At 65.7% G+C, this 23,257-nt stretch carries 19 protein-coding genes and 1 pseudogene; 9 read left to right on the top strand and 11 right to left on the bottom strand.

Features of this window, described 5'->3' with window-relative positions; genetic code table 11:
- Nucleotides 1-15: 15 nt before the first annotated feature.
- Entirely contained in the window at nt 16-1,338 is a 1,323-nt protein-coding gene (locus AB0L58_RS28365; protein ID WP_364391018.1) for a SidA/IucD/PvdA family monooxygenase, read from the bottom strand.
- A 143-nt stretch (nt 1,339-1,481) separates the two neighbouring features.
- Between AB0L58_RS28365 and AB0L58_RS28370 the strand changes: the two genes are divergently transcribed.
- Together AB0L58_RS28370 and AB0L58_RS28375 are read left to right on the top strand one after the other, a co-directional pair.
- Nucleotides 1,482-1,973: a hypothetical protein gene (locus AB0L58_RS28370; RefSeq protein ID WP_364391020.1), complete on the top strand. Its 492-nt coding sequence runs from the start codon at nt 1,482-1,484 to the stop codon at nt 1,971-1,973.
- Between the two features lie 123 nt (nt 1,974-2,096).
- Nucleotides 2,097-2,798, top strand: a complete 702-nt coding sequence (locus AB0L58_RS28375) for a siderophore-interacting protein (protein WP_364391022.1) — start codon at nt 2,097-2,099, stop codon at nt 2,796-2,798.
- A 240-nt stretch (nt 2,799-3,038) separates the two neighbouring features.
- On the opposite strand, the gene AB0L58_RS28380 is transcribed toward AB0L58_RS28375, so the two are convergent.
- The 3 genes from AB0L58_RS28380 to AB0L58_RS28390 form a co-directional block, all read right to left on the bottom strand.
- Nucleotides 3,039-4,775: an ABC transporter ATP-binding protein gene (locus AB0L58_RS28380; RefSeq protein ID WP_364391025.1), complete on the bottom strand. Its 1,737-nt coding sequence runs from the start codon at nt 4,773-4,775 to the stop codon at nt 3,039-3,041.
- Nucleotides 4,772-6,592, bottom strand: a complete 1,821-nt coding sequence (locus AB0L58_RS28385; protein WP_364391028.1) for an ABC transporter ATP-binding protein — start codon at nt 6,590-6,592, stop codon at nt 4,772-4,774. The genes AB0L58_RS28380 and AB0L58_RS28385 overlap by 4 nt, the downstream gene beginning before the upstream one ends.
- A 107-nt stretch (nt 6,593-6,699) precedes the next feature.
- Nucleotides 6,700-7,686 carry a sulfotransferase domain-containing protein gene (locus tag AB0L58_RS28390; RefSeq protein ID WP_364391031.1) on the bottom strand — a complete coding sequence of 329 codons (987 nt, stop codon included), beginning with the start codon at nt 7,684-7,686 and terminating at the stop codon, nt 6,700-6,702.
- Nucleotides 7,687-8,016: 330 nt separating this feature from the next.
- Here AB0L58_RS28390 and AB0L58_RS28395 point away from each other — a divergent pair, with 330 nt between their 5' ends.
- The 7 genes and pseudogenes from AB0L58_RS28395 to AB0L58_RS28425 all read left to right on the top strand — a co-directional run.
- Nucleotides 8,017-8,811: a hypothetical protein gene (locus AB0L58_RS28395; RefSeq protein WP_364391033.1), complete on the top strand. Its 795-nt coding sequence runs from the start codon at nt 8,017-8,019 to the stop codon at nt 8,809-8,811.
- A gap of 402 nt (nt 8,812-9,213) precedes the next feature.
- The gene (locus AB0L58_RS28400; RefSeq protein WP_364391035.1) at nt 9,214-9,708 is read left to right on the top strand and encodes a TIGR03667 family PPOX class F420-dependent oxidoreductase; all 495 of its coding nucleotides are present in this window, start codon (nt 9,214-9,216) and stop codon (nt 9,706-9,708) included.
- A 51-nt stretch (nt 9,709-9,759) separates the two neighbouring features.
- Nucleotides 9,760-10,695 (top strand): RluA family pseudouridine synthase, encoded by a 936-nt coding sequence (locus AB0L58_RS28405; RefSeq protein WP_364391037.1) that lies wholly within the window; start codon nt 9,760-9,762, stop codon nt 10,693-10,695.
- A gap of 104 nt (nt 10,696-10,799) precedes the next feature.
- The gene (locus AB0L58_RS28410; protein WP_364391039.1) at nt 10,800-11,543 is read left to right on the top strand and encodes a type II CAAX endopeptidase family protein; all 744 of its coding nucleotides are present in this window, start codon (nt 10,800-10,802) and stop codon (nt 11,541-11,543) included.
- A 25-nt stretch (nt 11,544-11,568) separates the two neighbouring features.
- Nucleotides 11,569-11,964 (top strand): VOC family protein, encoded by a 396-nt coding sequence (locus AB0L58_RS28415; protein ID WP_364391041.1) that lies wholly within the window; start codon nt 11,569-11,571, stop codon nt 11,962-11,964.
- Nucleotides 11,965-12,123: 159 nt separating this feature from the next.
- The gene (locus tag AB0L58_RS28420; protein ID WP_364391043.1) at nt 12,124-14,829 is read left to right on the top strand and encodes a hypothetical protein; all 2,706 of its coding nucleotides are present in this window, start codon (nt 12,124-12,126) and stop codon (nt 14,827-14,829) included.
- A gap of 15 nt (nt 14,830-14,844) precedes the next feature.
- Nucleotides 14,845-15,246: pseudogene (locus AB0L58_RS28425) on the top strand (Tn3 family transposase); the annotation flags it as partial.
- Between the two features lie 65 nt (nt 15,247-15,311).
- On the opposite strand, the gene AB0L58_RS28430 reads toward AB0L58_RS28425, so the two are convergent.
- From AB0L58_RS28430 to AB0L58_RS28460, 7 genes are all read right to left on the bottom strand, one after another.
- Entirely contained in the window at nt 15,312-15,911 is a 600-nt protein-coding gene (locus AB0L58_RS28430; RefSeq protein ID WP_364391045.1) for a TetR/AcrR family transcriptional regulator, read from the bottom strand.
- A gap of 38 nt (nt 15,912-15,949) precedes the next feature.
- Nucleotides 15,950-16,882 (bottom strand): alpha/beta hydrolase, encoded by a 933-nt coding sequence (locus tag AB0L58_RS28435; protein WP_364391047.1) that lies wholly within the window; start codon nt 16,880-16,882, stop codon nt 15,950-15,952.
- A gap of 134 nt (nt 16,883-17,016) precedes the next feature.
- The gene (locus AB0L58_RS28440) at nt 17,017-18,060 is read right to left on the bottom strand and encodes an aldehyde reductase (RefSeq protein WP_364391049.1); all 1,044 of its coding nucleotides are present in this window, start codon (nt 18,058-18,060) and stop codon (nt 17,017-17,019) included.
- A gap of 283 nt (nt 18,061-18,343) precedes the next feature.
- Entirely contained in the window at nt 18,344-20,515 is a 2,172-nt protein-coding gene (locus AB0L58_RS28445) for an MMPL family transporter (protein ID WP_364391051.1), read from the bottom strand.
- A 41-nt stretch (nt 20,516-20,556) separates the two neighbouring features.
- Entirely contained in the window at nt 20,557-21,009 is a 453-nt protein-coding gene (locus AB0L58_RS28450) for an EXLDI protein (protein WP_364391054.1), read from the bottom strand.
- Between the two features lie 535 nt (nt 21,010-21,544).
- A complete protein-coding gene (locus AB0L58_RS28455) occupies nt 21,545-22,018 on the bottom strand; it encodes an NUDIX hydrolase (protein WP_364391056.1) in 474 nt (157 codons plus the stop codon).
- A gap of 4 nt (nt 22,019-22,022) precedes the next feature.
- Nucleotides 22,023-23,234, bottom strand: a complete 1,212-nt coding sequence (locus AB0L58_RS28460; RefSeq protein WP_364391058.1) for a helix-turn-helix transcriptional regulator — start codon at nt 23,232-23,234, stop codon at nt 22,023-22,025.
- Nucleotides 23,235-23,257: the final 23 nt, after the last annotated feature.

The raw sequence follows: 23,257 nt of genomic DNA on the forward strand, positions 1-23,257 counted from the left end.
AGATAACGGGGCGAATCAGCCCAGTCGGGCGGCCGCACCCCGCCGCGCACCGACGACCTGACGCGCCGGGGCCGTACGCAGTACCCGATCCGAAAGCTCGCCGAGACAGCTGAGATTCGGGAACCCTGGCCCCTGCGCGATGGCTGCCATATTCGGCAGGTAGAGCTTCGCGTCCAGTCCGGTGACCGCCAGGTCGTAGCCGATCGCGGCCTCCAGCCTGGCCTGGTTCAGCGGTCCGCCGACGGCGAGTTCGAGCAGATCGGCGGCGTCGGAATCGAACAGTTCCAGGAACCACAGCGGCTGCCCGCCGGTCGCGTCGACCACCAGGTCGAAGTTGTGCACCTGATCCGGGCGCCGGTCGTTGCGCAGCGTCACCGCCACGCCGTCGCCCTGTTCGGCGACCCGCACGACCCGCCCCTGCAGGTGGTGCACACGGTTATCGCCGATCACGCTCTCCTGCACGCGAACCGAGAAGACGCCGCGGTCGGTGCGCCGGATGACATCACGACGCTCGTCCATGCTGAGCGCGTTCCACTTGGTCGGATCGCTGAAAAGCGCATTCTCGAAATAGCTTTCGCCGCGGGTGTAGATGGTGGCCTTGGGCGTGATCACCGAGATGGTCAGCATGTCGTGGCGAACCAACTCGTCCAGCGCCGAACCCGCGGTCTCACCGCCGCCGATCACCGCGACTCGCGAGGAGACCGGCAGCGCGCGTTTACCTGCCAGATCCCAGAATTCGGCAATGCTGAGCACCCGGGGGTGCTCGGCCAGGGCGCGACGGCTGTGGCCCGGACCGGTGATCATCAGCGCGTCGGTGTCGATTTGGGTGATCGCAGCAGTGTTGTTTCGAGCGACCTGCAAGCAGTCGCCAGCGGCGGCATCGGTTACCGAAACCAGCCAGCCGTCGGCCGCCGCGGCGACCGAATCCACCGTCCCGAGGACCAATTCGAGATCGATCGCACGGGCCACCCACTGCAGATATTTGGCCCAGACATGGTGCTGCGGGCTGGGGCGGCCGCGGTCGATCCATTCGGCGTAGGTGCCGTGCTCGACCAGGAACGAGGTCCAGCTGTAGGCCGTCATCGCCTCGTCGATGGCCCGGTTGTGCCCGCGCGCCCAGGTCGAGTGGTACGGGAATCCGATGTCCTTCTCCGGACTGGTACCGAGCCGGTGCTGCCCGTCGGTCCAGCCGCCGCTCGGCAGCCAGTTGCCGCCGACGGCATGCGCCTCGACCGCGATCACCCGCGGCGCCGCCAACCCCAATTTCCGCAGGACGTGTGCTTTTGCCGCCACCGCAAGGGCTTTCGGCCCGGCTCCGACCACCAACAGTGTGTCCACGGTTCTCCTGCGTTCGATCTGAGGGCGGCAACCAGGGTCACCTAACTTCTGACTATCAGCTTTGCATAGGCTTACCTTATATTGCACTGTAGTGCCAGTCCTTGCCCGGCACGCTCCCGGCATACGAACGATTGGAAGAACCGATGCTCAGCACCAGAAATAGACCGGCGGCACGCCTTGCCAGCGCGGCGTTCTCGCTCACTGCGGCCGCCGTGATCGGCGCATTCGGCACCGTCGCCACCGTGGCCCCGGCCACCGCCGCACCCCTCGGCGCGCCGATGCGGACCGCCACTCCCGGCCTCGGTGAGTTGAAGGCCAAACTGCAACTGGTGCTGAACACCGGCGCTTCGCGCTCCGCCCGCGCGGCCGAACTCGAGGCGGGCGAGGCCGGTCTCAGCCTGGTCGACCAGGTCGGCAGCGTCATGGCCTCGGCCCCGCCGAGCTTCCGCTGGGACGTTCTCGGCCCGGTGAATGTCTCCGGCGATCTGCTCACCGCCCAGCTGACCACCGCCATCGACGGCTGGGATCCCTGGTACTTCGACCTGTCCTGGAAGCAGATCGACGGCACCTGGAAGCTGACCCGCGAGGCCGAATGCACCATCGCGAGCGTCGCGATGCTGCCCTGCAATCTGTAATCACCTGCGACACGCGCGAGTTGGCCCCGAGGTAGCGCACTACTTCGGGGCCACACGGCCATTCGGAGTCGTTTCACCGGACACCCCACGACACCAGAGTGTGTTTAGGCTAACCTTAGCTGCATGGGTAGAGGCTTCGAAGGGTTGATGCTGAAGGCATGGCGTGCCGAGGATTACCGGCTCACGGTGACCTCGACCGAGTACATCAGCGATAAGTACCTGCGGCTCGGATTCGATGCGGGCGGACTGCTCGCCGATCATCCGGTGCATCCGACGCAATGGGTGCGGCTGTGGATTCCGAACGGTGAGCGCGAGCACCAGCGGGGCTACACGCTGGTCGATCCCGATCCGGACGCGAACAAATTCTCTATCGAATTCGCGGTACACCACGGCCCCGCCTCGATGTGGGCGCAAAAGGCGGCCGTCGGAGACCAGCTGGATGTGTCGGTGCTCGGCTCGGATTTCCAGCTGCCCGATCCGCTCCCGAGCGAGTTCGTCATCTTCGGGGATACCGCATCGCTGCCCGCCATCAATTCGCTGCTCGACGCGATCGGCGATGTGCCCGCCCGCGTCTGGCTGGAATGGCAATACGAATCCGACACCGGACTCCCGGTCCGCAATAAGCCGCACCATCAGGTGAAATGGGTGCAGCGCATCGACAACGGTCGGTTGCTGCGCGAGCAGGCGAATGAAATGGCGTGCCCGAAGGACGCTTTCGCCTGGGTCGCGTGTGACGGCCACACCACGCGGTCCATCGTCAAGGCGCTCAAGACCACCCACGGGCTGCCGAAAACCGCGATCAAATACCGCGCGTATTGGAAGTAGTCATCCTCGGGGATGACCTGATCGCTACTTTCTGACGACGTGTCGGCACCGCCCGATGCGCGATGCTGATGCGCGAATTGCCGCCGGACGTCGGCGGCAATTCATCGGTAGTGCGCGCGGACCAGTCGATACCCAGCGTGCCGCCGACGATATTTTGGCGGCATTCCGCCAGGGTCGCCCGCCCGGGGACATCCAGGCCGCGGCGTCCGGTCACCCGAATACCCACGGCGGCCCGGTCCCTCAGGCCGGCGCGGGTTCCAACCGCCAACCACTGGCTCGCGACCGCTCGTTCCAGAAGTCGGCGTATCGGCCGTCGAGTGCCAAAAGTTCGGCGTGCGTGCCGCGTTCGACGATCCGCCCGCCATCGAGGAACAGGATCTGATCGGCATGTGCGATGGTGGCCAGCCGATGCGCGACGACGATTACCGTTTTATCCCTGGTGAGTTCGTGCATCCCGCGCGCCACGACCGCCTCGCTGTGTGGATCCAGCGCGCTGGTTGCCTCGTCGAGCAGCACGATCGGCGCATCCTTGAGCAGCGCGCGGGCGATCGAAACCCGTTGCCGCTCACCGCCGGACAGCGTCGCACCGCCCTCGCCGACCGCGGTCTGGTAACCGTCGGGCAGCCGCTCGACGATCTCGTCCACCCTGGCCGCCTCGGCCGCGCGCTGCAGTTCGGTGTCGCTGGCATCGGAGCGGCCGATCCGAATATTGTCCGCCACCGACTGGTTGAACAGGTAGACGTTCTGGAAGACGAGCGAGAGCTGGCCGAGCAGGGTCCGCGACGGCTGCTCGCGCACATCGTGCTCGCCGACCACGACCTGGCCAGCCTCGACATCGTGGAACCGCGCCGCGAGCCGCAGCAGTGTCGTTTTGCCCGCGCCGCTCGGCCCGACGATCGCGGTGGTGGTCCCGGCGGGCACCTCGAAGCTCAGCTCCGACAGCACCGGCTCACCCGGCCGGTATCCGAAGGACACCTGGTCGAACACAACCGAGGGCGCACCCGGCGTCACCGCCGACTTCGCCTCCGGCAGTACGGGTTCGGCGAGCAGTTCGGTGACCCGGTCGGCGGCCGCCGCGGCCGACCGCAGCGCATTGCCCAGCTGCGCGGCCTGATTCAGCGGTTCGATGAACCTGGAACTCACCGCGATGAGCGCGATCGCGGCCGCCGCCGAAACCGCGCCGTCGGTAACCCGGCCCACCGCGAGGTAGACCAGCACCAGGAATACGGCCTGCACGAACAGCGCGAATACGATCAGACCCGGCACGGAAGCGAACATCAACCGGGTAATCGCCGACCGCTGCCCTGCCAGCGCACCGTCGAGTGCCTGGTTGCCCGGTCCCACCGCACCGAATGCGCGCAATACCGGCTGCGCCTGCGCGAATTCGAGCACCCGTGAGTCGGCTTCGGCCGCCGCCTCGTGCATCCGGGCATCGGAGCGGGTGTAGGCGCGATTGGCCAGACCGTTCACCAGGAACAGCACCGGTGCGGCGAGCAGCATGGCGAGCGAGATCCGCCGATCGATGAACAGCATGCCGAGCGCGACACCGAGCGGAACGACGATGCCGGTGAGCACCTTGGTCAGCAGATAGGCGATCAGGCCCTGGATCTCGCGCACATTCTCGACCACGATCCGCGACAGCGGTCCGGCACTGTGCGTCTCGAACCAGCCGAGCGGCAGGGCATTCAGCTGATCGCCGAGCCTGGTCTGCAGCCCGCGCTGCATACCGACGCCGATGCGCAGACCGAGCACGGCCTGCAGATATCCGAAGACGACGACCCCGGCGACCGCGACCAGCATCCACAGCGCCCAGAACCAGGCGCGGCCGAGCTCATTGTCGAACAACGCCTCCAGCACCGGCACCAAAAGCAGATACGCAGCGGACTGACTCAGCGCCTGAGCGATGATGGCCGCCAACAGTCTCGGCGTCAGGTGGGCCAGATCAGCGGGGATCAGCCCGAGCACCTTGCGAATCATCGTGTCACCTCGATATTTTCGACCAGCGCGAGCGCCGCCTCATTGATTTCCCAGAGCCGCTGATAGGTACCGCCCGCCTCGCGCAGACCGGCGTGCTCGCCCTGCTCGACCAGGGATCCGCGCTCCAGCACCAGAATCCGATCGACACCGGTGATGGTGTGCAGCCGATGCGCGATCACCAGTACGGTCCGGCCCGCGACCAGCAGCGCGAGCGCATCCTGCACGGCCGCCTCGGATTCCGGATCCGCGAAGGCGGTCGCCTCGTCGAGGACCAGCACCGGAGTATCGGCCAGCAGCGCGCGGGCTATCGAAAGTCGTTGCGCCTCACCGCCCGACAGCGTCGCATCGACACCGATTTCGGAGTCGTAACCGCGCGGCAGCGCCACGATGCGGTCGTGGATGTGGGCCGCTCGGGCCGCCTGCTCCAGTGCGGCATCATCGGCGTCGGGGCGGGCCAGCCGCAGGTTCTCACGAATGGTGCCGCGGATCAAACGCACATCTTGGAAGACGAATCCGACGGTGTGATAGAGCTCCTCGGTCGGAAAGTCGCGAATATCGCGGCCCGCGATGGTGATTCGCCCGGCACCGACATCGTAGAAGCGCGGCAGCAGCTTAGCGAGCGTCGACTTTCCCGACCCGCTCGGTCCGACCAGCGCGGTAATGGTGCCGGGTCGCAGCTCGAGGTCGATTTCGCGCAGCACCTGGTGATCCGAGCGGTATCCGAAGCTCACGCCCTCGAACCGCACCACACCCGCGGCCGCGGGATCGGGCGCCGACACCGTGTCGGGCACAGTCAATTCGGGCGTCTGCTGCAGTTCGTACAGACGTACCGCTGCCGCACCGGCGGCCCGCAGCGCCTGAGATCCGTAGCCGAGACCGAGCAGCGCACTGCCCAGGCCGAGGCCGACGAGCAAGAACGGCAATACATCCAGCGGTGCGACCCAGTCCAGTCCCACGGCGGCGAGCCCGGCGATCACGACGACCAGCATCACGAACACCGGAGTGACCACGATGTCGGAGGCCGACTGGATACGAATGATCGGCATCTTCATCCGATTCAGGCTGTCGGCCTGTCCGTCCACCGCCTCCTGGAATACGGTGTGCGCCTTACCCGCCTGACCGAACGCCCGCACCACCTGAATGCCATCGACGAATTCGATGGTGGCGTCCTGGGTTCGGCGTTCCCAGCGGGTATAGACCGCCATGCGATCGCGTCCGTCCTGATCCATCATCCGGCTGAACAACACGACATAGGCGAACAGCGGAATCAGCAGTACCAGCGTGAGTCGCCAGTCGACGCTGACGAGATAGCCGAGGGTGACCAGCGGCGCGGTGAGCGCGCCGACGAACTCCAGTCGCGCATGCGCGACCAGATAGTGCAGCGCCTCGACATCGTCCTGCAGATACTTCTTCACCTCGCCGGAGGACCGTTCGCCGAACCAGCCGAGCGGCACCCTGGTCAGCTTGGCCGCCAACAACCGACGCAGGGTCAGCTGATATCCGGCATCGACGAGATGCGACCAGGTCAGCGCCGCCGCCTGCAGCAGGCCACGCGCGACGAGCACCACCACGGCGATCAGCAGCAGTCGCCACACCCGATCGGTATCCACCTGGTCGGTGAGCAGTTCCCGGCAGGCCGCGACGATCAGCACGAACGGTACGACGGTGCCGACCGAGGCGATGGCCACGATTGTGCTCGCGAGCGTCAGCGTGCGGCGCACGGGCGCGAGGATCTCCTTGCGCGCCGCGGCTTCCCGTTGCTTTCGCGCTTTCAGCACCGCCTTCGGCGGCCGGTTTCCGGTCTCCTCCACCGTCATCTGCCTCGCCCCTCTCGCCCCATCGCGGAGCCTCTCGCCGGAATCGGCACCATCTTCACACAAGATCGACCAAGAGGGTAGGTTAGGCTAAGTTATCTTGCCGGGAGCTAGTGGTCGTTCCAACCGAGGTCGCACCCGATCACCTCGAACAGCTTCTCGTTCCACGGGCGATAGAACTCGCGCAGTCGGGCCACCGAATCCGCGTCGGGCTCGGGGATTTCGAGCGGATTACGGTTCAAGACGTGGTGGTGGACCGGCTCGACGGCGGGCAGCCCGAGGAACTCGTGGACGCCGCACACCGTCTTCGAGATATCGGCGAAAAAGTCCTCGGCGGTGACGATGTGGACGTTGTCCTTGCCGAATGCCTCGAGCCAGCGGGCGACCGCATTGACGTAGACACCGGTGCCGAGCACCGGCATGGAGGGCAGCGTGGTCGGTGGCGACGGCGCGGGGAACATCTCCAGCGCGTACCCGACGTAGTCGGCGTAGGTCTTGCCGTACGGCATGACGCGCAGGCCGTCGTTGCTACTGAGAAAAAGGTCCCATTTGTAGTGCGAGTACGCGCGCTCCACCGGATCGCGCAACATCATGAGGATCTTGGCGTCCGGTCGGACCGCACGGTAGTTGTCGATCAACAGCAGATCGTGCAGCGCTGGGTCGAAGTAGCCCGCCAGCGCCCGGCCGGTACATCGCAGCACCTCGGCCTTCTCCCGCTCCGTCGGAAAGTACGGCCCCCACAACTGTGTATAGCCGTGGCCGATCTCCTTGGTGAGCGGCGCCAGGATGCTCGGATGCTGCATGAGATAGCTGGCCAGGTCGGTGGTTCCGCTCTTCAGCGCGCCGACGCAGGCGAAATCCGGCAATACCCGCGGCCCGCCGAACCGCCGCAACCACAGCCGAACCGGCGGCACTCTGCCGAAATAATGCGGCAACGTTAGATAGCGAATTCCCAGCTGTACGCCGCGCAACGGATGCGCGAAATAGCTCTCCCGGTTGTAGCGGTGCAATTGCCATTCTTCGAATACCGCGAGCCCCTTTGTGTATCTATCGGAGACATACTCCGGTGCGCCCGACGGCGCCACCCCTGTTGCCATTGGAACTTCCCCTCGCACAATGATCTTCGCCGCACCGCGCGCGGCGATCCGCTTTCCGAACCAACCGTTAGGAACGGTTCGCCCGGCTCCAGACATGCAATTGGCGGAAACAACACGTCGTTACCTCCTACCCTCGATCCCGCTGCCCTTCGGGATCGATTTGCGGATCACCGTAGCCCCGAGTTCGTCCCGGCGCTGCCGGAAGCCGCACGGAACGTTTCGCTTTGGCCGATCCAAAGCCGACGACGCGTCTCATATATGCAACTTCACAAGACCGGGCGGCAAGGTGACTGCTCGACAATCCAGGTCACACGACCTATATGCGTCGGCATGCCCGACCATCTGCGGTTCCACGACAATGCTCCGGTGCTGATCGTCGGCGGCTATGGCACCGTCGGCGCCGAGTTCGCCCGGCTCGCCGCCGCGCCCTGGCCACTGCTGCTCACCGGCCGAAATCCCGCACGCGGCAGGTCACTTGCCGCGGAACTCGATGCGCAGCGCGCACCGTGGGATCTCGGCTCCGACACCGATTTCCACGCCGCGGCACGAGCCGTGGTGCGTACGATCGACGATCGCGTGCTGCGGGCCGCGGTGCGCGCGGGCATTCCGTACATCGACATCACCCGTTGGACAATCCGCCTAACTCGGGCCGCCGTGGTCGCCGCCACGCTGCGCCCGACCGCACCGGTGCTGCTGTCGTCGAGTTGGATGGGCGGCGTGACCGGTCCGGTGACGGCGGCATCGGCCGAACAAGCGATCGACCGATCACGAACCCGGCTGCGCGATGTCACCGATCCGGAATGCGCTGTCACTTATCTGCTTTCGGAACACGATGACGGTTCCGCGGCGCGTCCGTTCGTCGAAATCTGGGCAATCGCGGCCGCGGAACCAACCATCCGGCCCGTTGTTACCGAATTCTATTCCGAATATGTCCGTCAGGTAACGGAATTCATCCGCGCGCGTCGACCTCGGTGCGCGGAGAACACTGCTCGGGCGTGCGCCGAAACCTTTGTCGCGCTCATGGAGGGTGCGGCGTCGATGCGATCGGGTGTGGCGGCACAGCGTTCCGAAGCCACCGATCAAGTGGTGCGGGAGATCGCTATCGCCCTGCTCGATACCGTATGACCGGCTCCGTTACCGCATTCGGCAACACATCTTCGACGTGCCGGGGAAACTTATGTGAACGGCGGACTATCCCAGCACCTTTCGCGTCCTGGCCTTACTAACTTATCGAGCTACACAGATTGCGACTGCGGTTGGAGGTATGAAAATGCTTGTCACGACAATTATTTCGAATATCGGCGAGTGCGACCGTGAACCCGGATCCTTGACCGGGCAACAGGCGCACCGGGCGATGCAGGTGCACTTGTATTGCAGTGTCGACAGTTGCAAGGTCCGCCGCCGCGCCAGACAGACGCTGGTCGAGTCGCGACGGATGGTGCTGGACGAACGGGCCGAACCGTAGGCATCCGTGACGCGGCGGCGCCGACGCGGAATCGACCATGCGGTGTGCGCGTTGGCACAAATATGAGTACAGCATCGCGCAGGGATGGCGACCGGGTGACGGGTGGGCCAACGACGGAATCCGATCGCTCCGCCACGCCCGTCGTCGACACCGGCACCGCATTCGGTGCCAGGGTCGCCGCCCGCCTGGAACGCGAGGATGTCATCTGGCTGACCACGGTCGGCCCCAGCGGGACACCACAGCCGAATCCGGTGTGGTTCCAATGGCGCGACGGTGCATTCCTGATCTTCAGCCAGGCCGATAAGCCGAAGTTGCGCAATATCGCCCGCAATCCACGGGTGTCGCTGCATCTGAACAGCACCGCGACCGGCGGCGATGTGGTGATTCTCACGGGCACCGCGCACATCGACGAAGCCGGGCCGACACCGGCGGAAGTCGCCGAGTTCACCGTGAAATACACCGACGGACTCGCCTCGCTTTCGACGACCGAGGAACAGTTCCATGCCGATTACTCGGTCACTGTGCGCGTCACCCCGGATCGGCTGCGCGGATTCTGACCCCGGCCCGGCCGTGAGCTGGGTATTCATTACCGACTAAGGTCGTCGGTAATGAGAAGGAGGCAGCAGCCGCCGTTGCCCAAGCGGCACGGCCTGGATCCGGCCCGGCTCCGCCTGCCGGAGCAGGGCGATTGGGCGACCATTCGGGATCACCTGGTGGAACGGCTGCCCCGCGTTCCCGCCGCACGGATCGATGAACTGCTGGACGCGGGCGGAATCGTCGACCTATCCGGTCCGATCACGCCGGACGCGCCCTACGTGCCGGGCGGCGCGGTCTGGTTCCATCGGGACCTACCCGATGAGACCGTGGTGCCGTTCGATATCCCGATCGTTTATCGCGACGACGATCTGCTCGTGGTGGACAAGCCGCATTTCCTGGCGACGATTCCGCGGGGCCAGCACATCCTGCAGACGGCGTTGGTGCGGCTGCGCCGCGCACTCGACCTACCCGATCTGATTCCGGCGCACCGGCTCGATCGCGTCACGGCCGGACTTGTGCTTTTCGTGATCAATCCGGCCCGGCGCGGGGCCTATCAGACCATGTTCCACCGGCGCACAGTGCGCAAGGAGTACGAGGCCATCGCACCCTTCGATCCGGAGCTCACGCTGCCGCGCACGGTGCGCAGCCGAATTATCAAGGAGAAGCAGGTGCTGGCCGCGCAGGAGGTGGCGGGTGCGCCCAATGCGGAGACCTGGATCGAGTTGCTGGAGCAGCGGGACGGACTCGGCCGATATCGGCTACGACCGCTGACCGGACGCACCCATCAGCTGCGACTACACATGAACGGGCTCGGCATTCCGATCCTCGGCGACGACTTCTATCCGGTGCTCACCGACAAATCTGTGCACGACTTCACACGGCCATTGCAATTGCTGGCCACATCACTCGAGTTCACCGATCCGATCAGCGGCGAGCCGCGCCGGTTCGACAGTGCTCGGACGCTGCAGGCATGGGTGGATCCGCAGGGGTGGCGGGGTCCGCATTAACGCCGACGGCACGTTCCGCGAAAACGAGTACGACCATGTTGATGACGCAGAGCCCCGGAGCCGCACCCCTCGCGCCAGTTGCGGACGTCCGTAGACTGGGCCGGATGCTTCAACACGACCTCGACGAAGCGGCACCGCCCCGCCACAAACTGCACGCCTATCTCGACGTGGCCGTTGTGGTGATCGTCCTGGCCGGCACGAATCTGATCGCCCACTTCACCACCGCATGGGCGAGCATCCTCACCGTTCCGATCGCCGCCGTCGTACTGCTCGCGCTCATGCGCCGGCGCGGACTCGGCTGGTCCGAACTCGGACTCTCACCGCGACACTGGCGGCGCGGCACGCTCTATGCGGTCGGTGCGGTCGGCCTGGTGCTCACGGTGGTCGCGATCGGGGCGCTGCTGCCGATCACCCGGCCGTTCTTCCTCGCCGACCGCTACGCCACCATCTCCGGCGCGCTCATCGCATCGATGATCGTCATACCGCTGCAGACCGCGATTCCGGAGGAACTGGCCTTCCGCGGCGTCCTGCACGGCACGCTCGACCGCGTCTACGGCGCCCGCGGCGTCTTCGCGGCGGGCTCGCTGCTGTTCGGCCTCTGGCATATCGCCTCCTCGCTCGGCCTGACCACCAGCAACCGGGGTCTGACCGGCTTCTTCGGCGGCGGCCCGGTCGGCCAGCTCGTCGGCATCCTGCTCGCCGTCCTCGCCACCGCCGCGGCCGGCGTCGTGTTCACCTGGCTGCGCCGCCGCAGCGGCAGCCTCCTGGCCCCCATCGCGCTGCACTGGTCGGTCAATGGAGCGGGTGCATTGGCCGCCGCCATTGTCTGGCACACCACCCTCACCTGATACCGCACGAGCGTAAATTTCGAGGATGCCCCTCGGACACCTCGGCATCAACGTCACCGATCTCATCGCGGCCCGGTCGTATTACGACGAGCTGATGCCCCTACTCGACTACGCGCCGCTGCTCAGTGCGGCCGACCAATTCGCCTACTGGCCCGCCGACAACAAACCTGGCACGTACATCTTCTTCTACCCCGCCGACGCCCCCGGCTATGTGCGAACCGCACCCGGCCTGCAACACCTCGCCTTCATGGTCCGCACCCGCGCCGCTGTCGACCGCGTCCACGCGTGGACCACCACCCGAGGCGATGAAATCATCCACGCCCCACAAGAATTCCCCCAATACCCCCCGCCGTACTACGCCACCTTCTGGACCGGCCCCGACGGCATCATGCTCGAGGCGGTCTGCCATAAGAACGCCTGAACCAGCGACTAGGGCGCGTCCAGTTCGCGCATTTGTTCGAGTTTCCAGGGTGCGCGGCATTGACCTCGGGCGGGTAGCGGTTTAATCTCGGTGCGATCACACATATGTTCGAGCAACAGGTCCTCGTCGCTGTGACACCTGCTCCTGGGAAGGCTCGCGATGCGCGACAAACAGTCGACCGGTAGGTCGGAGATCGACGCGTTGGCCGAGCGGGTCGCGAACGCGCGGGGGCGGTTGCCGCTGCAAGATGATGCGGCGCTGGTGCAGGCACTGTCGGATGCCGAAATCGATGCGGAACGCGAACTCGCGCAATGGGTTCGGGCGCAGCGACGGGGGCAGCGGAAACGGGCCGTCCAGGACGAACTCACGGCGGAGAAGCGCAATCGTCGGACCATGTCGGCCATCCAGCGCGCCGACGACGCGGACGCGCGGTGGCATCGGCGCGCACTGGCGGCGCGGCGGCGGGTCTCGAATCAGGATGCGCGCCTTGCCCAGTTGTATCGCCGGGCCGAATGGTCCTCGCGCGCACTGATCGCCGTCGTGGTGCTGGGCATGGTGTGGGCCGGCGTGAATGTGCAGCACAACCTGGTGCCCAGCGGGAATATGGCGGATCCGCTGTACTGGTTGAGCTATGGGATCGAGGCGATGATCTCGATCCCGATCATCACCATCATGGTGGCCGCGACGACGGCTGCCCGCTGGGGCCGCGAACTCGATCGGGGCAAGGTCGTCCTCTTCGAGGCCGCACTGCTCGGCACGACCGTGGCGCTCAATGCGGGCCCGCACCTGGCCGCCGGAGCCTTCGGCCAGGCCGCCGAATACGCGATCGCGCCGGTCATGGTCGGCGTCGTGATCTGGTTGCACGCCTGGGTGTCCGCGCGCTATGCCCTGCTCATCGACGGAGCTGCGCTGGTCGAGGACGAACCCGAACTGCCGCCCCGGCAGCGGGTCACCACCGAACGCGGCGCACCCATCGATAGCTTCCGTGCCGACGAACCCGCCGACCGTCGAGAACTGCTCGCCGCCAAGGGTTTCGATCCCGTTCTCGACCAAGCCGGTGTCCGCTTCCCGGTCGATGTCGATACCCACGTCGCCGAGGCCGCGATGCGCGCGGCACAACCCGACCCGGTGCCCGTCGCACGCCTCGATTGCACGGAAACCCTCGTGTACCACGCGCAGAGCACCCGCTCGACCAATGGCCGTCTCACCCAGCAGATCCCGAGCGACGACTACCGTCGGCCCGGCCCCCTGGTCCGTGGGTCGGATTCGATCCAGAACACCGCGCGAACCTCCACCGACACCGCCACACTGCCAACCCATACGTCGGCAGCTACCGTGAACCCCCTCGACGAGAGCGTATTTCACGCCGCCGACCGCGATCCGCGCATCGCACCCGAGTCCGCTGCGAACGTCGGCGGGAGCGCACTTCACGCCGCACACGTCGCGGTCCCGACGGCACCGATGAATGCTCGTGTCCAGCACACCGCCGATGCCACCGCTGGATTCGAGTCCGATACCGCATCGGCAACCACTGCCGAAAAGCACACGATTCGTGCCGCCACCGGCTTCGAATCCCAGGCCACGTCGACGACCACGGCTGATCAGGGCACAGCTTTTGCTGCCACAGACTTCGAGCCGCACGCCGCGGCGCAGAGTGCCGCCACCCGCGACGAGCACACGACTCTTGCCGCTACCGGCTTAGAACGCCGGACCGCCGCGCCGGGAACCGCGGGCACCCGCGCCGATGATACGGCCGTCACCGCCAACGGTCCTTATGCCCGATCCGCGACCACTGCTTCCACTCGCGACGAGCCTGGAGCTACCGATTCCAGCAGCGGCTTGGGCAGCACGGCACCTACGGCCGCCGCCACTGTCGGCGATGATGCGACTGCCCCTGACACCGGCACAGCCTTCCGGACTGCGGCGGCTGATGCCGGCCATCGGGACGAGCGCGCGGCCATCGGTGCCGCAGGCTTCGAGCCCGATGCCACAACCGCGACTTCCGCTCGCGACTCGTGGTCCCCTCGCCGTACCGGCACAACTTCTGTTGTCGGAGTGGCCGAATCGCAGAACATCGGCACACGCCCCCCAGCGCAGTCACAGCTGAGCATCTTCGATACCGCGATTGTCGAAGCAGGTGACGGCGCCGTCGAGGCGACTGCGGACCGCGCAATGGCCGACACGAGTCGCGCCACGGCGTCAAGCACCGTGGCCGCAGCGGGCACGGGCACGGGCACGGGCACGGGCACGGGCACGCCAGCCGACGCTTCCGACCCAGCGAAATCCAGCACCCGTACCGAAACCTTTTCGCGCACAAGCGCACCAGCCGACGCCACTCAACCAGCGAAGTCGAGCGCTCGTACCGAAACTCCGACGCCCACGAACGCACCCACCGAACCCCAGCGTGCTGCCCGCGGTTCCGCGACACCGACTTCGGCCGAGCGAGTCACGCACGCACTGGAGCGGCATCGCACTTCGAACACCGAAAACTCGGCAGCCGAGCACGCGGACCAGACCGCGGCAACCGAGGCCGAGGTCAGGCAGCTTGTTCCGGATGATGCGCCGCGTCGCACCACCAGCGAGGTGATCAGCGAAGTCGTGCAATCACTTTCGGCCGAGCACCTGCTGACCGAGAACCTCGGTTCCGAGAGCGATGACGTCGAGGTGTGGTCGGTAGCCCGCGCGATCGCGGGCCGCGGCCTCTCGGTCATCCCCGTGGAACAACTCGCCGAAATCCTCATGCTCGCCGACCAATCGTGGACCCCCACCAGCATCGGCGAGGAAGTCGGCCTGTCGCGCACCGCAATCGCCCAAGTCCTGGAGTTCGCCCGTCGAGTCCGCCGCCCCTACGCGATCAGCAGCTAACCCTTACCCGACAGCAGGTTGTACCGTCCAGCTGCCGGGGAGTCCGAGTCGTGGCCTGAACTCGGGCCGGCGTTGACCAGGCCGATTAAGTGGGAGTTGATCGCCCAGCAGTACGACCAGATGGTCAAGAACGCGACCGCGATCCGCACCGCGTCGACGGAGGCGATCCTGCGGCGGTTCATGAAGGCCAACGCCAACCACCCGACGTATCAGGCGATGATCGAGCTGGGCAGGGTACAGAAGACGATCTTCCTGTGCCTTCGCATCGCCCAAGCCGCCCTGGTCTATGTCAAAACTCTGATGATCCAAGATCTGCTCGACGCCCCTGAGTGCGCCGACATCCTGGCCACCGACGCGCACAAGCGCGGGTTGACGCCGCTGTTCTGGGAACACACATCCTGCGCTATGGGGAGGTGAAGCTGAACATGGCCAGCAGGCGCACTCTCACCGGCGGCTGATCTGCTCGGTCGCACGTCGCGGCCTTATTGGCTGGTGAGGGCGGGTAGCAGGAGGGCGTCGATGACGCCGATGAGCTGGTCGGGGGTGGCTTCTTGGCCGTAGAGGAGTTTCTCGATGAAGAAGCTGCCGAGCAGGAGCATCTCGGTATGTTGGAGCGCGGGGTTGTCGGGGTGGATGGCACCGCGGTCGATGTGACGCCGCAGGATGGCTTTGAGGGCGTCGAGGTAGGGGGCGAACAGGACGTCGCGCAGGGCCCGGGCCAGGGCGGGGTCTGCGAGAACGCTTTGCCAGATGCCGAGGGTGGGAGCACCGACGGGGTGCGGTGGGGGCATGTTGCGGGCCAGAGTGTGCAGGTCTTGGCGCAGGTCGCCGGTGTCGATGTCGGGCAGCGGCGGGTATTTGCGGGCGGCCAGGGCGGTGATGACCAGGCGGGGTTTGTTGTCCCATTGCCGATAGAGGGTGGCGGTGCTGGATCTGGTGCGGCGGGCGACCTCGTCGATGGTGGCGTTGTCGTAGCCGACCTCGGCGACGAGGTCGTAGGTAGCGTCCAGGATCTGCTGTCGGCGTTCGGCGGTGAGCCGCTGACGTCGCGAGGGCGGGTCGGTGATCTGCGGCTGGGTCATGGTCCCGGGAGTGGTGGTCGAGTGATCGGGGTGCTTGTTCATGGACCAGGGTGGCTGTCATCCGGTTGGAGGGCGGTGAGGGCGGTGAGGAACTGGTCGATCTGGTGTAGGTAGGTGTCGGGGTCGGTGTAGTACGACATGCCGTGTTCTGCGCCGGGGGCGATCCATAGCCAGGCGGCGGGGTGGGCCTGGTGGAGGCGGCGGCCCATCCAGGTGGGGTTGTAGGTGTCGGCGCTGCCGTGGATGAGCAGGATCGGTGTGCGTGCCCCGGTGATGGCCTGTTGCGGACTGGCCCGGGTGAGGCGGTAGCCGGCCATGCGCAGGCAGAGCCGATCGGTGATGGCCAGAGTAGGGGAGGCAGGCAGGTGCCGGGCGTGCAGGTGGTGGGCGAGTTCGTCGCGCGCGCTGGAGAATGAGCAATCGCTGATGACGGCGCGCACATGCTCGGCCAGGTCGGGTGATCCGCTCATGATCAGGGCGGTGGCAGCGCCCATGGACACGCCGTGGACGACGATCCGCGCGTCACGGCCGGTGTCGGCGGCGACCGTGGCGGCGATTCGCCGGGTCCAGGCGAGGTAGTCGAGGTGGTCGAGCCAGCCCATCCCGACGTAGGCGCCGCCGCTTTCGCCGTGGCCGCGGTTATCGGCCATGAACACGTTGAAGCCGCGGTCGCGGTAGTGGCGGGCGAAGTCCCCCATGAGCGAGGCGTCGGCGCGGTGCCCGTGGATGAGCACAGCCGTATCCGCGGCGGGCTGGGTGGTGGGGAAGTAGTAGCCGGCGAGTTCGACGCCGTCGTGGGCGGTGAGGACCCACCGACTGCGCGGGGTCGCCTCCATCCAGGCTCGGCCGCGGGTCCTGGCCTGCGCCATTGTGTTGGCGACCGGGTCATCGCCCAGGTTGAGGCCGCCCAACGGCGGTTTGCGGGCGATCACGGTGTTCACCAGCACCGCGGCCAAACCTGTGCCCGCCACCGCGGCCAGCTGGTTGCTGCAGCTGATGCCGGGAGCACGAGCCGCTGAACCACGCCGGCCACTGTACTGATCGGCATGTCTACCTCCTCGACGATGGACGTGGTGGTGATGGGATAGGCCGGCTTGCCGGCAGGTCAGGGGATCAGGCCTAGGCGGATCAGGCTCTCGGCGGTCGCGGTAACCGTGTCCTGGGTAGAACGCGGTGTCCACCCCAACACGGTGCGGGCCTTGGAGTTGTCGACATGGCGGACAACATCGAGATTGCCGGTCATCGCCCGGAACTGCGGGACGAACCGGGCGGCCAGGCGCACCAACCAGCTCGGCAGCGGACGGGTGGCGACCTTGGTGCCTTGTGGGCCGAGCCGCTTGCGCAGGGTCTGGGCGATGTCGCGGAAGGAGACCGCGTCGCCGGCGGCGGCGATGAACCGTTCACCCGCCGCCTTCGGGCTGGTCATCGCCTTCACGTGCAGATCGGCGGCGTCGCGGACGTCGACCACTGCGGTCGCCAGGTTCGGCACACCGGGCATCTTCCCAGCCACCATCTGCTGGATTATCCGCAGCGAACTGGACATGTCCGGGCCGAACGCGGGCCCGAAGATACCCACCGGGTTGACCACCGAAAGCTCCATCGTCCCGCCGTCGCGCTGCATGAAGTCCCACGCAGCCCGCTCGGCCAACGCCTTGGACTTGATGTAAGGAGGCACACCCGGACCATCGACGTCCGTCCAGTCCTGTTCGGTGAACTCGCGCTCCGTCGCGGGGTGCCCGTAACCGATCGCGGCGAACGACGACGTCATCACCACCCGCGCCACTCCCGCGTCCCGCGCCGCACGCAACACACGCAGCGTCCCCTCCCGCGCCGGAACAATCAGTTCATTCTCGTCCTCTGGAGCACTCCCGGGGAACGGGGAAGCGACATGCAGCACGAAGTCGCACCCCTGCATCGCCTCCGCCCAGCCCGCATCACCAGTGAGGTCGGCGACCGCGAACGACAACCTTTCAGCTCCGGTCCCCGCCGTATCGCCGCGCACCGCGGCCACATGGTCACCGACCGCGGACTCCCTACCCGGCGACCGGACCGTAGCCCGAACCTGGAAGCCAGCCGCCAGCAATTCCGCAATGCAGTACGCCGCCAAGAACCCGCTCCCCCCGGTCACCAGAACTCGCTGCCCACTCACCACTCAGCCTCCTCAAATCTCGGCGACCACACATGCCGCGCCAGCCCGGACACTCCTCAACCATAGCTTAAAGAAAACTAGTTTTCGACAACGCGTTTTCCTGTAGGCGTTGGGGGGTTTGCCTGCGCCATACTGGCAACGCCTCTCCGTCGTTGGATCTGTGACGACGAGTCGGGCCGCAGGCGGAAAGGTAAGGCCGTCCGCTCGGATGTTCCGAGTCGGACGGCCTTGTTCGGTCAGCGGCCTGGACTTACCGGGGTTCTGGCGCGGTAGCGGCTGCTCGCTAGCTGTAGTACGTATCCGAGTAGGCGTACTGATCCCAGCGTGCATCCTGCGATGTCCGCTCGGACTCCCCCTTCGATTCCCGGTCTCCATGCCCCGGCCACCAGGCGCGGTGCCCGATCAGCGCGGTCACAGCCGGGGTGAAGAACATCGCCATGACGAATGCGGCGATCGCGATGCCGACGGAGATGGCGAAGCCCATCTGCGACAACACATTGTTGCCCGCCAGCATCATCGATGCGAAGGTGCCCGCCAGGATCACCCCGGCCGCGGCGACCGTCGGACCGGTATGCCGAACCGCGAGGGCCGCAGCCTGTTTCGGCTCGTTTCCGGCCCGCGCCTCCTCACGCAGGCGAGCGACCATCAGAATGTTGTAGTCGGTGCCGAGGGCGACCACGAACAGGTACATGATCACCGGCAGGTGGAAGATCAGTCCGGAATTGCCTTGGAAGTGTTGGAAAACCAGTACCGCGGCACCGAGCGTCGCGGCGAAGCCGAGGAAGACCGAGGCCATCAGGTACCACGGTGCCACCAGGCTGCGCAGCAACAGCGCGAGCACGATCATGATCAGAATCGCCGCCACCGGAAACACGATCTTGTAGTCGTGGACCATCGCGTCCTGGAAGTCGGCGTACACCGACGTGATGCCACCCACCACCGCGGTTGTGCCCGCGGGTGCCGCCGAATGCGCGGCATCCCGCAGCGGATCACGCACCGTATCGAGCGCGGCATCCGATTCAGGCGCACCATTGAGGGTCACCTGGAAGTCGGCGGCCAGTCGGTCACTCGATACCGTCGGCGCCCCAACCTGATTCACACCCGGCACCGCGGCGAGTACGGCTCGGTAGGCGGCGAGCTGGTCACCGTCGAGCGGTGTGCCGGTCTCCGAATGCAACAGCACCTCGGACGGCTGAGTCGCCCCGGCGGGCATGCCTTTGAGCAATTCCTTGTTGTAGACCGTCGATTCGGCGGAGTCCGAGGTCGAGCCCGAGCTCAGATCGAATGTCGGGTGGAAACCGAACGCCAACACCCCCAGGGCCACCAGCAGCCCACCGGAAACCGCCGCGAACGCACCGGGCCGCCGCCCCATCGCCGCGCCGATCGCACCGAAGCGCGCACCCTTCGGCTCCTGCTGCCACGCCTTCGACGGCCAGAACACCTTGGTACCCAACAGCGAAACCACGGCGGGCACCAGCGTGAGCCCGGCCACCAACGCCACCGCGACGGCGATCGCCAGCGCCGGACCGAGCGCACGGAACATGCCGAGCGTTGACAGGATCAGCGCCATGAACGCGATGATCACCGCGCCCGCCGCCGAGGTGATGGCCTCGCCGACCTTGGCGACCGCACTGACCATCGCGGTCTTCGGATCCTCGCCGGCCCGCAGCCGCTCCCGGTACCGGAACATCAGGAACAGGATGTAGTCGGTTCCGACACCGAACAGCACCACCAGCAGGATGGAGTTCACCGAACTGTCGATCTTCAGGTCGAAGGCCTTGCCGACCATCGCGATCAGGCCGTTGACGGTCCCGGAGATCGCACCGATCACGACAATCGGCAGCAGCGCGATGATCGGACTGCGGAAGATGATCAGCAGCAGCACCAGAATCAGCACCACCGTCGCGATACCGATTATGGCCATACCCTTTTCGCCGGATTCGGTCTGATCCAGCATCTGTGCCGCCTGACCGGTGACGCCCGCCTTCAGCTCCGTCCCCTGCACCTGATCCCGCAGTGCGTCCCGCAGTTTCTCGACCGCATCGCTCTGCGTCGTATCGCCCGCATTGGTCACCTTCGTCATCTGCACCGCGGCGATCTGCACCAACCGGTTCTCCGAGACCGGCACGGCCTGGATGCCGATAACGTCCTTGATCCGCTCGTCATCGAGCTTGGACGCGATCGCCGTCACGCTCGCCGAATCCGCCTCGGATAGCGGTGCGCCGTCCGCGCGGACGAAGACGAGCAGTGCCGCGGGCGCCTGCTGCTGTGGAAATGCCCGCTGCTGCAATTGCATTGCCTGGATCGACTCGTAGTGCGATGGCAGGAATTCGGATTGGTCGGTGGTCGATTTGAGTTGTGGCGCCGAGGCCACCACCGCGACGACGATGAGCAGCCAGAGACCGATCACCTTCCACGGGTTGTGCACAACGATCGCGCCCAGTCGAGCGAACATGTGGGATAAGTCCTTTCGAGATCCGAACGAGCGGATCGGTCTCAGATGTCGAGTTCGTCGATCTTCGGACTCGTCTCGGTGTCGACGAGTTCGCGGTAGATGCGGGCCGGAACCCGCTCGGCGAGTTCCTCGACCGAGTCGAGGATGTCCACGGTGTAGTCGCCCCAGGTCTGATCGTCGACGTCGAAGATCTCGCGCCAGTTCTTCAGGTCCCGAGTCCAGTTCGTCTGTGCGAAATCCATCCAGTCGGACTGCTGCCGATGCACCACGTACTTGCCCTTGCGGCTCAGGTAGACCCGGACCACCTGGATTCCCGACTTGGTGAACTCCCGGGCCTCACCGAGCTTGCGCCCGACGAAGCGCTGCCTGCGCGAACCGCCGGGACCGACTCTGAGCAGCACATCTCGCATATCCGAAGCGCTCTTGTCGATATTGATCGTGACCACCCCCGAAGTGGTGTCGGCATCGGTTGGTGTGTGCGAATCAGCGTTCACGATTCCCCATCTCATAAATAGATATGCAATAAAGCATGGGATTGACGCCAGCGGACCCCGATTCGGTCCGCTGCGGTGAGTTGATCTCCTGTTTTCCGGTCACCCCGAGCAGGCCCGGCGGCGTCCGTCGGGAATCACTATAAGTAGATGTATACGTATAACGCAAGACCCTGTTCGAGCGACTTCAGCGCACCCCGGCGGGCCGCCTTTCCCGGACGACACCGCGCACCACCCTGACCAGCAGCGCAAGCCCGGCACCGAGTCCAAGTCCGAGTGCCGCGGCCACCGCGAAACCGGCCGGAAATCCGCCCGCGTCGATGGCGATACCGCAGATCGATGAGTCCGGTCACCCCCACTCCATCGATTAATCGCATGATCCCAGCTACGGCGCGCACCCCGCAGCCATGCGACAAGCAGCCGTCAACTATTCGGCAAGTCGCTCCAACCGAAGTATTGGTCGGCGGTTGAGAATTCGGTACAGCGCCCGAATCTTCCCGCTTCGGATATCGATCGCGAACACCTGACCGAGGCTAGTTCACGTCGGGAACTGCGGCGCGGGCTCACCGTGTTCCAGGTAGGCGGTGCGGCTCGCGGAACGCGCGATATGCGCTTGGCGTAGTCGGCGGGCGAGTCGCGGAATCAGGTAGTCATCGAGTTCTGACAATGGCACCCATGCCCAGTGGTCGAGTTCGGTCTCCTGGAGAGTGATGGCTTGCTCATCGGATCCGAGATCACCGCAATCGAAAACGTAGAGAATTTTGTCGCCATCGGTTTCACTCGGCGCCCAATCGTGAACAAGCAATTGCTTTGGTGGGCGGTCTATTCCGAGTTCCTCGCTGATCTCGCGACGGCAGGCCGAACCTGGCGACTCCCCGGGCTCTACGTACCCGCCGGGTATATCCCAACCGCTGCCATAAGTTTTATGTACCAACAGCACCTCGTCGCCGCGCACGAAAAGCGCTCCCGCCGCCAGACGTGCGCGCGCAAACCGATTGTCCTCGTTGGTCATTGGTTCACCTCACGACCTGCATTCGTTGGGCCAAGGCTTGCAAAACGAAGGACGGACTGCCGTGGGCGTTGCGCATCCAGGTGAGTACGAGTTGTCGGCTGAGGTAATGATGGCGAACTTGTTCCGGAGCGGCCTGCTCGGCGTGGAGTAGAGCCGATACCGAATCCTGTTGGCGACCCGCCAGATTGAATGCGCGCGCCAGCTCGAGCTGGTGACGGATCCGGCGCTCCACCGGGAGAGCGGAGGTATCCAGGCCGGGACCCAATCGCAGCGCGATCTGCACATCACCGAGTTCCATCGCGGTATTGACTCGATGGATTGCGACATTGGTGGGACCGAACGCTGTCCACAAACAGTTCCGATCACCACCCAACTTCGTCGCCGCCGCATCCGCCTCGGCCAGAAACTCCTGCACGGTGTCCCGCCGGTTACTACGCGCGGCTGCCATCGAGCCGACGAGCAGCAACGTTCCGTACACCGACAATATCTCGTCGCGCCCCTCGCGCAGGTACGGCTGCAAGTAGGCCGCTCCGGCTTCGACCAGATCGACAGCGGGTTGCACGCGGCCCGTGGACATCACCGTGAAGGCGACAGATCTCATCAGCGAACCGACAACCGCGAGATCATCGGTGCGCTGAGCCGCCGCGAGACCTCGTTCGGCAGCGTTCCAAGCCAAATCGGTTTCGCCGAGTTTGGTCAGCACCGAGGCCGCCACCTGATAGCACAGCGCCAACAGCCGATACCCGGATTCGTCCCCATCGCGCTGGGCGACGGTCAGCGCGGCGGACAACAGGCCGGGCAGTCGACCCGCGACAAACCCGAACCTCGCGCCCTGATAGGCATCGAAAACACCAGACAGTTCTCGTTCCAGGGCGGAAAGTCGAACCGAGTCCGAATCACGCTCGGGCGGCACCGGCGCGGGCATCAAATGGCTGTAGTCCATCAGCGCGGCCCGGAGGGCCGGGATTGTCGAAGTCCCGGTGTCGGTGGTCCACTCCAACAGACTCGGATCACCGATCAGATCTCCCAGCGAAACATCCAATGCGTCCGCGAGTAGCCGTATCACCGACAAGCGGTCCAGTGGAATCCGATTGTTCTCGACCTTGCTCATCCAATCGTCTGTCCGCCCGACAAGACCAGCTAGCACATCTTGGGACATACCGCGACGACGCCGATACCAAGACACCCGCTCACCGATGGTGAGGTTCTGGGTCATTCCGCGCACAACACAATCTTCCG

The sequence above is a fragment of the Nocardia sp. NPDC052112 genome, assembly GCF_040680135.1.
Lineage (GTDB): Bacteria > Actinomycetota > Actinomycetes > Mycobacteriales > Mycobacteriaceae > Nocardia.